The organism is Kitasatospora sp. NPDC051914, from assembly GCF_040680995.1.
In the GTDB taxonomy this organism is placed as follows: Bacteria; Actinomycetota; Actinomycetes; order Streptomycetales; family Streptomycetaceae; genus Kitasatospora.
The window spans coordinates 26,440-38,399 of sequence record NZ_JBFAXX010000041.1 but is presented as its reverse complement, the minus strand read 5'-3'; the positions used below and the strand labels follow the sequence as shown (position 1 = coordinate 38,399).

Annotated in this window: 9 protein-coding genes; 7 read left to right on the top strand and 2 right to left on the bottom strand. The window is 73.5% G+C overall.

Features of this window, described 5'->3' with window-relative positions; genetic code table 11:
- Positions 1-89: 89 nt before the first annotated feature.
- A complete protein-coding gene (paaN, locus tag AB0M03_RS25410; protein ID WP_363494626.1) occupies positions 90-1,790 on the top strand; it encodes a phenylacetic acid degradation protein PaaN in 1,701 nt (566 codons plus the stop codon).
- A gap of 76 nt (positions 1,791-1,866) precedes the next feature.
- Here the strand turns inward: paaN and AB0M03_RS25405 are convergent, their stop codons facing one another.
- Entirely contained in the window at positions 1,867-3,084 is a 1,218-nt protein-coding gene (locus AB0M03_RS25405) for a glycosyltransferase (RefSeq protein ID WP_363494624.1), read from the bottom strand.
- A gap of 105 nt (positions 3,085-3,189) precedes the next feature.
- Between AB0M03_RS25405 and AB0M03_RS25400 the strand changes: the two genes are divergently transcribed.
- The gene (locus AB0M03_RS25400) at positions 3,190-4,674 is read left to right on the top strand and encodes an FAD-dependent monooxygenase (RefSeq protein WP_363494622.1); all 1,485 of its coding nucleotides are present in this window, start codon (positions 3,190-3,192) and stop codon (positions 4,672-4,674) included.
- Between the two features lie 148 nt (positions 4,675-4,822).
- Here AB0M03_RS25400 and AB0M03_RS25395 read toward each other — a convergent pair whose 3' ends face one another.
- Positions 4,823-5,380 (bottom strand): CGNR zinc finger domain-containing protein, encoded by a 558-nt coding sequence (locus AB0M03_RS25395; RefSeq protein WP_363494620.1) that lies wholly within the window; start codon positions 5,378-5,380, stop codon positions 4,823-4,825.
- Positions 5,381-5,579: 199 nt separating this feature from the next.
- On the opposite strand from AB0M03_RS25395, the gene AB0M03_RS25390 reads away from it, so the two are divergent.
- From AB0M03_RS25390 to AB0M03_RS25370, 5 genes are all read left to right on the top strand, one after another.
- Positions 5,580-7,730, top strand: a complete 2,151-nt coding sequence (locus tag AB0M03_RS25390) for a protease pro-enzyme activation domain-containing protein (protein WP_363494618.1) — start codon at positions 5,580-5,582, stop codon at positions 7,728-7,730.
- Between the two features lie 236 nt (positions 7,731-7,966).
- Entirely contained in the window at positions 7,967-9,070 is a 1,104-nt protein-coding gene (locus tag AB0M03_RS25385) for a hypothetical protein (RefSeq protein WP_363494616.1), read from the top strand.
- Between the two features lie 118 nt (positions 9,071-9,188).
- Positions 9,189-9,662 (top strand): VOC family protein, encoded by a 474-nt coding sequence (locus AB0M03_RS25380; RefSeq protein WP_363494614.1) that lies wholly within the window; start codon positions 9,189-9,191, stop codon positions 9,660-9,662.
- 3 nt (positions 9,663-9,665) lie between these two features.
- The gene (locus tag AB0M03_RS25375; protein WP_363494612.1) at positions 9,666-10,553 is read left to right on the top strand and encodes a pyridoxamine 5'-phosphate oxidase family protein; all 888 of its coding nucleotides are present in this window, start codon (positions 9,666-9,668) and stop codon (positions 10,551-10,553) included.
- A gap of 142 nt (positions 10,554-10,695) precedes the next feature.
- Positions 10,696-11,955: a peptidoglycan-binding protein gene (locus AB0M03_RS25370; protein ID WP_363494691.1), complete on the top strand. Its 1,260-nt coding sequence runs from the start codon at positions 10,696-10,698 to the stop codon at positions 11,953-11,955.
- Positions 11,956-11,960: the final 5 nt, after the last annotated feature.

The following is an 11,960-nucleotide window of genomic DNA, read 5'->3' as shown; positions in this document are numbered from 1 at the left end:
GTCCGACCGCCCGGCCGCGCCCTCTTGTCCCGACCGATCGTTCGGTTACTCTTTGGGGTGTCCCGTTCTCCGCTGTGAGGAGCGCACCAATGGCTGCTGCGACCCCCGACCCGATGGTCGCCGACCTGATCGAACGCCACCAGGAGACCCTCGACCGCGCGCTCACCGCGATGGCCGAGCGCGACTACTGGTCGCCGTACCCCGAGTTCCCCAAGGCGTACGGCGAGACCGGCGCCGAGGACGGCAAGGCGGCCTTCGACGCGCTGCTCGGCACCGTCTTCACCGTCGAGGGCCAGCCCACCGACGGCGACCTGGTGGGCGGCGAGGCCTCCCCGTACGGCGTCGAGCTGGGCATCAGCTACCCGCACACCGACCCCGACGCGCTGATCGCGGCGCTGGAGGCGGCCCGCCCCGCGTGGGCGGCGGCCGGCCCCGCGGCCCGCGCCGCGGTCTGCCTGGAGATCCTGGCCCGGATCAACGCCCGCTCGCACGAGTTCGCGCACGCGGTGATGCACACCACCGGCCAGGCCTTCGGCATGGCCTTCCAGGCCGGCGGCCCGCACGCCCAGGACCGCGGCCTGGAGGCCGTCGCCTACGCCTACGCCGAGCAGACCCGGCTGCCGCAGAGCGCCGGCTGGACGAAGCCGCAGGGCAAGCGCGAGCCGCTGCAGATGGTCAAGGAGTTCACCGTGGTGCCGCGCGGCACCGCGCTGCTGATCGGCTGCAACACCTTCCCGACCTGGAACGGCTTCCCCGGCTTCTTCGCCTCGCTGGCCACCGGCAACGCGGTGCTGGTCAAGCCGCACCCGCGCGCCGTGCTGCCGCTGGCGCTGACCGTCCGGATCGCCCGCGAGGTGCTCGCCGAGGCCGGCTTCGACCCCAACACGGTGTGCCTGGCCGCCGAGCACGAGGGCGGCACCGCCGCCCAGGTGCTGGCCGTCCGCCCCGAGGTCAAGGTCATCGACTACACCGGCTCGACCTCCTTCGGCGACTGGCTGGAGGACAACGCCCGCCAGGCCCTCGTCTACACCGAGAAGGCCGGCGTCAACACCGTGCTCGTCGACTCGACCGACGACTACCGCGGCATGCTGAACAACCTGGCCTTCTCGCTGTCCCTGTACAGCGGCCAGATGTGCACCACCCCGCAGAACCTGCTCGTCCCGCGCACCGGCATCAGCACCGACCAGGGCGACAAGTCCTACGACGAGGTGGTCGCCGACCTGGCCGCTGCGATCGACGGGCTGCTCTCGGACGACGCCCGCGCGGCCGCCATCCTCGGTGCGGTCGTCAACCCGGGCGTGCTGCAGCGCACCGCGCAGGCCGCCGGCGGCGAGTACGGCGAACTGGCCCTCGCCCCGCGGCAGGTGGAGTCCGCCGAGTTCCCCGGCGCGACCATCCGCACGCCCGCCCTGGTGAAGGCCGACGCCGACAAGCCGGACGACCGCGCGTCGTTCCTCGGCGAGCAGTTCGGCCCGATCTCCTTCGCCGTCGCGGTGGAGTCCACCGAGGCCGGCATCGAGCTGCTGCGCCGCAGCGTCCGCGAGCAGGGCGCGATGACGGTCGGCGCCTACACCACCTCCCCCGAGGTGGAGCAGTCCGTCGTCCGGGCCTGCCTGGACTCCGGCGTCTCGCTCTCGCTCAACCTGACCGGCGGGGTCTACGTCAACCAGACCGCCGCCTTCTCCGACCTGCACGGCACGGGCGCCAACCCGGCCGCCAACTCGGCCTACTGCGACGGCGCGTTCGTCGCCGGCCGGTTCCGCACGGTGGAGGTCCGCCGGCACAGCTGATCCGGCGTCCGGCACGAGTCGGGGGCCCGCTCCCGCACTGCGGGGGCGGGCCGCCGGCCTTCCCCGGCCCGCCGCCTCACCGGCGGGCGCGGCGGGGGTTGAACACCCACACCCGCAGCAGCAGGAAGCGCACCAGGGTGGCCAGCGCATTGGCGCCGACCAGGGCGGCGAGTTCCGCCGAGTGCCCGGCGGCCGGGGCGGCCGCACCGAGCAGGGCGATCGCGCCGCTGCTGAGGACCAGCCCGACGGCGAAGGCGATACCGCCCTCGATCTGGTGCTTGAGGGCGTCCCGACGCCCCGTCACACCGAAGGTGAAGCGGCGGTTGGCCGCCGTGTTGAAGACCGCGGTGACCGCCAGCGCGAGGAAGTTGGCGGCCAGCGCCGGCATGAGCTGGCGCATCCCCAGGTACAGCAGCACGTATGCCAGGGTGGAGAGCGTGCCGACCACCGCGAAGCTGGCGAGCTGCCAGCCGAGGCCGGGCGGCAGCTGCGCCTGCCGGACCCGCTCGGGGGCCTGGACGTCGGCGGCGCCGGACAGCGAACGGCGGGCCACCCGGGCCATGCCCTTGAGGTCGTCGACCGCCGTCCGGACGATGTCCACCCGGCTGTCCGGGTCGTCGACCCAGTCCACCGGCACCTCGTGGATGCGCATCCCCGACCGCTCGGCGAGCAGCAGCAGCTCGGTGTCGAAGAACCAGGCGTTGTCCTCGACCTCGTCGAGGAGCTGCTTCACCACCGAGGTGCGCCCCGCCTTGAAACCGCACTGGGCGTCCGAGAACTTCGCCGCCATGGTCGCCCGCAGCAGCAGGTTGTAGGTGCGCGAGATGAACTCCCGCTTGGGCCCGCGGACGACCGCCGAGCCGCGGTGCAGCCGGCTGCCGATGGCGAGGTCGCTGTGCCCGGAGAGCAGCGGGGCGACCAGCGGGAGGAAGGCCTCGAGGCCGGTGGACAGGTCGACGTCCATGTAGGCGACGACGTCGGCGTCACTGTCGCCCCAGACCTGCCGCAGCGCGCGGCCGCGGCCCTTGAGCTCCAGGTGGACGGCGTTGACCTGGGGGATCTCCGCGGCCAGCGCCGTCGCGACCTGCCAGGTGCGGTCGGTGGAGGCGTTGTCGGCGACGGTGATCCGGTAGGGGTAGGGGAAGGTCTCGGCGAGGTAGGCGTGCAGCCGGCGCACGCAGCGCTCGACCGTGTGCTCCTCGTTGTAGACCGGGACGACCACCTCGACCAGGCTCGTCCGTACCTTGTCCCCGGTCACCGGGATGTCGGCCAGGATCGTTGCGGGCTCTGTCATGGCAAAGAGGCTCACAGCGCCTGATGGGCCCGGGATGATGGGAGTCTGAGAGCGGACTGAGAACCGCGCGGCCCGCTCGTCGTTACGACCAACGGGAGATGACACATGGCTGACAGGCAGCTCGACTCCGATGTCGTGGTAGTCGGCGCAGGGCCCACCGGGCTGCTGCTGGCCGGCGACCTGGCGGCCGCGGGGGTGCGGGTGACGGTGCTGGAGAAGCGCGGTGCGGAGTCCAACCTCACCCGGGCGTTCGCGGTGCACGCACGGACACTGGAGCAGTTGGACGCCCGCGGCCTGGCCGACGACCTGATCGCCACCGGCACCGCGCTGTCCTCGCTGCGCCTGTTCGGCCGGCTGCGGGTGGAGCTGGGCGACCTGCCGACGCGGTTCCCCTTCGTCCTGATCACCCCTCAGTCGAACACCGAACGGCTGCTGCAGGAGCGGGCGCTGAAGGCCGGTGCGGTGCTCCGGCGGGGCGTCGAGGTGGTGGGGCTGCGGCAGGACGCCGCCGGGGTGCGGCTGGACGTCCGGGAGGACGGCGAGCCCGCGGTGCACCGGGCGGCGTACGCGGTCGGCACGGACGGCGTGCACAGCACCGTCCGCGACCTGATCGGCCTGCCGTTCCCCGGCACCTCGGTGGTGGACTCGGTGATGCTGGCGGACGTACGGCTGGAGCAGGCACCGGAGGAGGTGCTGACGGTCGCCGCCAACGAGGCGGGCTTCGCACTCGTCGTGCCGTTCGGCGACGGCTGGTACCGGGTGGTCGCCTGGGACCGCCACCGCAGCCTGCCGGACGGCGCCCCGGTGGACACCGTCGAACTGGCCGGGCTGCTCCGCGCGGTGCTCGGCTCCGACCACGGACTGCACGACGTGCGGTGGTCGTCCCGCTTCCACAGCGACGAGCGCCAGGTGCCGGCCTACCGCTCCGGCCGGGTGTTCCTCGCCGGCGACGCGGCGCACTGCCACTCCCCGGCCGGCGGGCAGGGCATGAACACCGGCCTGCAGGACGCCGCGAACCTCGGCTGGAAGCTCGCCGCCGCGGTGCAGGGCTGGGCGCCGGACGCACTGCTCGACACCTACCAGGCCGAGCGGCACCCGGTGGGGCGGGCGGTGCTGCGCAGCTCCGGGGCACTGATCCGGATCGCGCTGGCCCAGTCGCTGCCGGCCCGGCTGGCCGGCGGGGTGCTGACCCACGCGGCGGACCGGCTCGGCCCGCTCGCCCGGCGCGGCGCCCGGACGGTCTCCGGCCTGGCCGTGGCGTACCCGCCGGCCGGGGAGGCGCACCCGCTGGTCGGACGGCGCATCCCCGACCTGCGGCTGGCGGTGGACGAGCCGGGCGACTCCCCGCGGCTGTACGAGGCGCTGCGCTCCGGCCGTTCGGTGCTGGTCGGCAACGACGAGCAGCCGGCCGCCGAGGAGTGGTCCGGCCGGGTGGTGACGGCGGCGCCGGCGGACCCGCACGGCAAGCTGCGCGACACCGTGCTGCTGGTCCGGCCGGACGGCTACGCGGCCTGGGCCGCGGTCGACCCGAGCCGCTCCGAGGTCCGGGCCGCCCTCACCCACTGGCTGGGCCGCCCCTCCCGCCCGTAAGCGGAACGGTCGATTCAGGGGTACGGGGAGCTGCGCAATTCGGATGCGGGTGTCAAAGCGGAACGGGCCGGCCCATGATCCGCAAGGCAGTCGCTCCCGAATTGCGCAGCTCCGCCCCCAGCCTTCGGCCGGGAGGTGCCCCACCGCCCTAAGGGGTGGCCGTGCGCTCGCCGGTCGTCCGCTCGTAGTGGCGGGCGGCTTTCGAGCGGTTTCCGCAGACGGCCATCGAGCACCAGCGGCGGCGGCCGTTCTGCGATGTGTCGAAGAAGTGCAGAATGCAGGCGGGGTGTGCGCAGCGCTTGATGCGGTGGGCCCCGAGGCGGAGCAGGGAGAGGTAGTCGTCGGCCGCCAGCCAGGCGGCGAGCTGCTGCGGGGTGTCGGTCTCGGCGGTCTCGGCGGGGCCGTCGGCGGCGAGGGTGTGCCGGATCCGGCCGTGCGCCAGGACGGCGTTGAGGGCGGCCGCGCCCTCGGGGGTGCCGGGGGTGTCGACGAGGGCGTCCAGGGCGCTGCGGGCCGCCCTGACGGCGCTCAGCGAGGCCTCGTCGGCGGGGCAGCGGTCGGCGAGGCCGGCCGAGGAGAGCCAGATGCGGTAACCGTCGAGATCGGCCAGGAGGTCCTGCTCACCGGCGTCGCGCCAGCGCGTGTTCAGCAGATCGAGCGCGAGCGGTTCGCCGATCAGCGGGCGCGGGTCACGGGGGTCGGCCATGCCGCCGAGTGTAGTGCTCCGCAGCCCGGAACCATTCACTGTATGAATTCACATTCATTCTGTTGATGAATCCGGATTCCACAGTTGACTGTTCTTTAGCAAGCGATTGCTGCCGCATGGGCCCATTCCTGGGTGCTTTCTGGGAACTTCGTGCAAGCGTTTTCGATCCCGGAACGCCCCACACCTTCCGGAGGAACCCGTGCGACCCCGCTCGCTCGCTCTTTCCGCGGCCATCGCCGTCCTGCCCCTGACCGTGGCCTCCCTCGGCGCCTCCACCGCCCAGGCCGCCCCGACCCCGCAGGCCGCCTCCCGGGTGGCCCTGCCGAACACCGTGACCCCGGCGGTGGCCCGCTCGCAGAAGCAGGGCGACCTGCCCGCCGACCGGACGCTGTCCGTGTCGGTCGACCTGAAGCTGCGCAACACCGCCGACCTCGACCGCTTCCTCAAGGCCGTGAGCACCCCCGGATCGCCCGAGTACGGGCGGTACCTGACGCCGGCGCAGTTCACCGCCGCGTACGGGCCGACCGAGGCCGACGTGGCGAAGGTCCGCGCCTTCCTGACCGGCCAGGGCCTGACGGTCACCTCGGTGAGCGCCAACCGCCAGGTGGTGAACGTCCGCGGCACCGCGGACCGGGTGGCACAGGCGTTCGGCACCCACGAGAGCTCGTACCGCGACCCGCAGCAGGGCGGGCGCACCTTCTTCGCCAACGACGCCGCCGCGACCGTGCCGGCCGAACTGGCCGGCACCGTCGAGGGGATCTCCGGCCTCGACAACCACACCGTGCGCACCTCGCGGGCGGTCAAGCCGGACGCAGCCGCACCGCTCGCGGCGCCGAGCGGACTGGCCCCGGCGCAGTACGACGGCGCCTACCGGCTGGACAAGGTCGGCGCCGACGGCACCGGCGTGACCGTCGCCCTCTGGGAGTTCGACGGCTACAGTTCCGCCAACCTGCGCACCTACGACACCCAGTACGGCCTGAGCGGTCCGGCGGTCTCCACCGTGTCGGTGGACGGCGCGAACTACGACTCCTCGCCGGGCGACGGCCAGGGCGAGGTGGAGCTGGACAGCGAGATCGTCCGCGGCGTCGCCCCGAAGGCCACCCAGCTGATCTACGAGGCCCCGAACAGCGACCAGGGCGAGATCGACATGGCCGCGAAGATCGTGTCCGACAACCGGGCCTCGGTCATCTCCATCTCCTGGGGCTCCTGCGAGCCGGACACCACCCCGTCCTCGATGACCGCGGTGAACAACTCCTTCAAGCAGGCCGCGGCCCAGGGCATATCGATCTTCTCCGCCTCCGGCGACGACGGCTCCCGCGACTGCACCCGCTCGACCAGCGGCTCCGCCGTGAAGGCGGTCGACTTCCCGGCGTCCAGCCCGTACAACACCGGCGTCGGCGGCACCAACCTCAAGGTGAGCGGCAACGCGTACTCCTCGGAGAGCGCCTGGAGCACCGCAGGGGGCGGCGTCTCCACCCAGTTCGCCAAGCCGGGCTGGCAGACCGGCACCGGCGTCACCGGCACCATGCGCACCGTGCCCGACATCTCCTCCGACGCCGACCCGGCGAGCGGCTTCGCGATCTACACCACCGGCGGCTGGCAGGTCTACGGCGGCACCTCCGCCGCGGCCCCGCTGTGGTCCGGCTACACCGCGCTGTACAACCAGAAGGCCAAGGCCGCCGGCCAGGCCGTGCTCGGCGAGGCCAACCCCAAGCTCTACTCGCTGGCGAACTCGAGCAGCTACGGCAGCGTGCTGCACGACATCACCACCGGCAAGAACCAGGACTTCTCCACCAAGACCGGCTACGACCAGGTCACCGGCTGGGGCACCCCGATCGCCGACTCGCTGACCACCGCCCTGCTCGGCGGGGGCACCACCCCGCCGCCCACCGGCGGCTGCACGGCCGCCCAGCTGCTCGGCAACGCCGGCTTCGAGACCGGCACCGCCGCCCCGTGGACGGCGTCCTCCGGAGTCGTCGACAACAGCGCCTCCGAGGCCGCGCACTCCGGCTCCTGGAAGGCCTGGATGGACGGCTACGGCTCCGCCCACACCGACTCGGTCTCGCAGACCGTGTCGATCCCGGCCGGCTGCAAGGCGGCCTTCACCTTCTGGCTGCACGTGGACACCGCCGAGACCGGCAGCACCGCGTACGACAGGCTGACCGTCACGGCCGGCTCCACCACCCTGGCGACCTACTCCAACGCCAACGCGGCGAGCGGCTTCGTGCAGAAGTCCTTCGACCTGTCGGCCTTCGCCGGGCAGACCGTGACGCTGAAGTTCACCGGCACCGAGGACTCCTCGCTGCAGACGAGCTTCGTCGTGGACGACACCGCGCTCACCGTCTCCTGAGCCGTCGCCCGCCGGCCGGCGCGGACCCCTTTCGGGCCCGTGCCGGCCGCACTGTTGCGGATGTGTTTCTATCCGCCGTGAACCAGGACTTTTTTGTCGTGACCACTGTCATATGTCCGAGTTGATGACGTAGCCTCTCGACGGTGCGTAGGGTGTGCCCCCAGCTCGGTGTGGCAGCCCGATCACGGAACGCTGGGCCGACGCCGCCGAACTCGCCTGGTGGGGGAGGTTTCCGGATGGGTTCACAGCAGCCGCAGCAAGCGGGCCGGCTCAGGCTGGTCGGAGAGCGGGACGCAGGTCCGGCGTACGGCCGGCAGCCCCGGCCGACGGCCGAGCGCGCCCCGGGCCCGGCACCCGCGCGCACACCGGTCCGACCGCCCGCGCAGCCCGCCGTCCCGCCCCAGCCCGCGCCCCCGCAGCCCGCCACGGCCGCAGCCGCGGCCGGCCACGGCCTGGGCTTCGCCGAGGTGCTCAACGCCGCGATCGAGGCCAGCGGGCTCAGCCTCGACCGGATCAGGGCCGCCCTGGCCCACCAGGGCGTCAGGATCAGCGTCACGACCCTCAGTTACTGGCGCCGCGGGCGCAGCCAGCCGGAACGCGCCGCCTCGCTGCGCGCCGTCCACCTGCTGGAGGAGCTGCTGGCGCTGCGCCGCGGCACGCTCTCCTCGCTGCTCGGGCCGCCGCGCCCGCGCGGCCGCTGGATCGCCCCGACCACCCACGACGCCCTGCGGGTGGAGCAGGTCTGGCCGGGCGAGCAGGAGATCGCCGAGGTCTTCGAGGAGCTGGACGCCCCGCCCACCGGCGACCTGGAGCGCCTCTCCATCCACGACTCGTACTTCGTCGACGCCAACCGCCGCGGCCACCTGCTGAGGATGCGCCAGGTGGTGCGGGCGACCGTCGGCGGGGTGGCCCGCTGCGTGGTGGTGCACAAGGCGGACGAGGGCGTCGTCGGCTGCCCGGAGATCACCTCGGTGCGGCACGCCCGGCTCGGCCGGGTCCGCCGCCGCCCCGAGAGCGGCCTGCTCGTGGCCGAGCTGCTGCTGGACCGCCCGCTGGCGCTCGGCGACTCCACCGTCTTCGAGTACGAGTTGGGCACCCCCGACACCGGGCCGACCACCGACTACGGCCGCTTCTTCGCCGTGCCGGTGCGCGAGTACGTGCTGCAGGTGCACTTCGACCCCACGGCGGTGCCCGCGCACTGCGAGCGCTTCGACCGGGAGCCGGGCGCGGAGGTCGACCGCAAGCGGGAGCAGCTGTGGATCGGCGCCTCGGCCAGCGCCCATGTGCTGGCGCCGGACCAGCCACCGGGCCAGGTCGGCATCCGCTGGCAGTGGGAGTAGCCGGATCATCTAACCATTACACGACCCCATACCGGTTTGCGGCCCGATCATCTAACCCGTACTGTCAGGAGTACCGGTTAGACGACCGGGCCGTCCCCTCTTCCGGGAGTGATGCGTCGTGTCCACCGCCGCCCTGGCCCCCCGCACCCTGCAGACCGGCCACGTCGGGCTCAACGTCACCGACCTGACCCGCTCGGTCGCCTTCTACCGCCGCCTGCTCGGCCTGGAGGTGGCCGCCGAGTCCGCCGAGCCGGGCCGCCGCCACGCCCTGCTCGGCCGGGACGGCACCCTGGTGCTCACCCTCTGGGAGCAGAGCAGCGGCACCTTCTCCCCCGGCGCCCCCGGGCTGCACCACCTCTCCTTCCGGGTCGACTCGGTCGAGGAGGTGCAGGCGGCCGAGGCCGTCCTCAAGGAGCTGGGCGCCGCGTTCGCCCACGAGGGCGTCGTCCCGCACCGCGAGGGCGCGGACTCCGGCGGCATCTTCTTCACCGACCCGGACGGCATCCGACTGGAGGTCTTCACCGCCGCGGGCGTGGCCGCCACCGGCGCCGCGGCCCCCGACGGCACCGCCCCGACCTGCGGGTTCTTCTAGACCATGTGGCACGAGGGCGAGCGGGCCGTACAGCGGCGCGCCGGGCAGCAGGAGCGGGCCGACCATACCGGCCGGTCGATCGGTCGCGTCATTCCGCCGGTGGCCGCCCGGTTCCTGGCCGAGCGGCGCACGGTCGTGGTCGGCGCGGCCGACCGCACGGGGCGGCTGTGGGCCACCCAGCTCTCCGGGCCGGCGGGATTCGTCCGGGCCGAGGGCGAGCACATCATGGCGGTGGCGGCCCGCCCCGTCCCGGGGGACCCGCTCGCGGAGGTGCTGGCCGGGCCGGCCGAGGTCGGCACGATCGCCCTGGACGCGGCCGGGCGGCGCCGGATGCGGCTCAACGGCCGCTCCGTCCCGCACGGCCCGGAGGGACTGCGGATCACCGCCGACCAGGTGTACGCCAACTGCCCCAAGTACATCCAGCGGCGCAGCCCGCACGACCTCCCCGCGGCCGGGCCGACCACGGCCGCCACCGCCTCCTCGGGAGGCCGGCTGGCACTGGGCGGCCAGTTGGCCGTGGCGAGCGCCGACACCTTCTTCATCGCCACCGCCGGGCCGGACGGCCGGGTGGACGCCTCGCACCGGGGCGGCAATCCGGGCTTCGTCCGGGTGCTCGGCCCGGACCGGCTGCGCTGGCCCGAGTACCCCGGCAACAGCATGTTCATGACCCTGGGGAACCTGGAGCTCAACCCCTCCGCGGGCCTGCTGCTGCCCGACTGGGAGACCGGCGGCGCCCTGCTGCTGACCGGCCGCGCCGAGGTGGACTGGTCCGACCCGGCCGCCCCGGCGGTCGACTACGCCGTCGAACAGGTGGTGGAGCTGGCCCGGGCCACCGCCCTCGCCTGGTCGGAGCCGGAGTTCTCACCGGCCAACCCGCCGGTGCCGAGGTGAGCCTGGCCCGACGCCCCGACGGTTCCGTCCGACATCTCTTCACCGGCTTGTCATATTTTGTTACTTAACAGGTGATATTCCGTCGGCTGACGGTGGAACACATCCCTCTCCCGCACAACGAGGAAGGGATCCAACCGTGCTGATGGAGTTCACCGAGGTCGAGCCGGACGACCGTTGCAGCTGCCCCGGCTGCGCGGCCCGCCGCCTCGCGCGGTCGCACGCCGCCCGCCGGCCCGTCGGGCGGCCGGCCGTCCACGGCGCCCGCCGCGCCGCCGTCCTGGTCGCGGCGGTCGGCACCGCGCTCGGCGGCGCCACCAGCGCCATAGCAGTCACCCCGCGGGCCGCCGCTGCGGACAGCCCCGCGCCCACCACTCCGCAGGGCGAGGTCTCCGGCCCGTTCGGCGCCGAGGCCGAGCAGCCGCGGGCCCTGCAGCGCGCCACCACCCGGGAGGAGATCATCGCCCGCGCCCAGCGCTGGGTGGACCAGAAGGTGCCGTACTCGATGAGCCGCTACTGGTCGGACGGCTACCGGCAGGACTGCTCGGGCTTCATCTCGATGGCCTGGGGCCTCGGCAGCAGCCAGACCACCTGGACGCTGCCCAACTTCGCCGACCGGATCGGCAAGGACGAGCTCCAGCCCGGCGACGCGCTGATCTACAACGACTCCTCCAGCCCGCAGGGCGGCTCGCACGCCGTCCTCTTCGGCGGCTGGACGGACTCCTCGCACACCCGCTACACGGCCTACGAACAGACCAGCCCCAACACGATCCGGCGCAGCACCCCCTACGCGTACTGGAACCACTCCGGCTCCTACCTGCCCTACCGCTACCGCGGCCTCGCGGCCACCACGGACGAGGCGTCCTTCCCCGGCCTCGGCTGGTTCGGCCCCGGGCAGACCAACCCCTACGTCAAGCGGCTCGGCGAGATGCTGGTCGCCCGCGGCGGCGGGCAGTTCTACCCCGAGGGGCCGCACTCGGCCTGGAGCGAGACCGACCGGCTGGCGACCCAGGCGTTCCAACTCGCCCAGGGCTGGCGCGGCACGGAGGCGGACGGCCTGCCGGGCAAGGACACCTGGGCGCTGCTGGTGAGCGGCCGGGGCAGTGCCATTCCGGCGGCACCGCTGCCGGTGCCGCCGGTGCCGCGGCTGCCGGGGGCTCCCGCGGCGCCGGCCTTCCCGGGGGTGGACGCCTTCGGTCCTGGGAAGGTCAACGCCGCCGTCTCGCTGCTCGGCGAGCAGCTGGTGCGCAAGGGCTACGGCGCGTACTACGCGGTGGGCCCGGGCGCGGAGTGGACCGAGAGCGACCGGCGCAACGTCGAGGCGTTCCAGCTCGCCCAGGGCTGGCGCGGCACCGAGGCGGACGGCTACCCCGGTCCGCACACCTGGCGGCTGCTGTTCGGCTGAGCCGC

What these genes read in the sequence shown, in the direction of transcription:
- paaN (WP_363494626.1), top strand. Translation starts at nt 90, where the DNA reads ATGGCTGCTGCGACCCCCGACCCGATGGTCGCCGACCTGATCGAACGC.
- AB0M03_RS25405 (WP_363494624.1), bottom strand. Translation starts at nt 3,084, where the DNA reads ATGACAGAGCCCGCAACGATCCTGGCCGACATCCCGGTGACCGGGGAC.
- AB0M03_RS25400 (WP_363494622.1), top strand. Translation starts at nt 3,190, where the DNA reads ATGGCTGACAGGCAGCTCGACTCCGATGTCGTGGTAGTCGGCGCAGGG.
- AB0M03_RS25395 (WP_363494620.1), bottom strand. Translation starts at nt 5,380, where the DNA reads ATGGCCGACCCCCGTGACCCGCGCCCGCTGATCGGCGAACCGCTCGCG.
- AB0M03_RS25385 (WP_363494616.1), top strand. Translation starts at nt 7,967, where the DNA reads ATGGGTTCACAGCAGCCGCAGCAAGCGGGCCGGCTCAGGCTGGTCGGA.
- AB0M03_RS25375 (WP_363494612.1), top strand. Translation starts at nt 9,666, where the DNA reads ATGTGGCACGAGGGCGAGCGGGCCGTACAGCGGCGCGCCGGGCAGCAG.
- AB0M03_RS25370 (WP_363494691.1), top strand. Translation starts at nt 10,696, where the DNA reads ATGGAGTTCACCGAGGTCGAGCCGGACGACCGTTGCAGCTGCCCCGGC.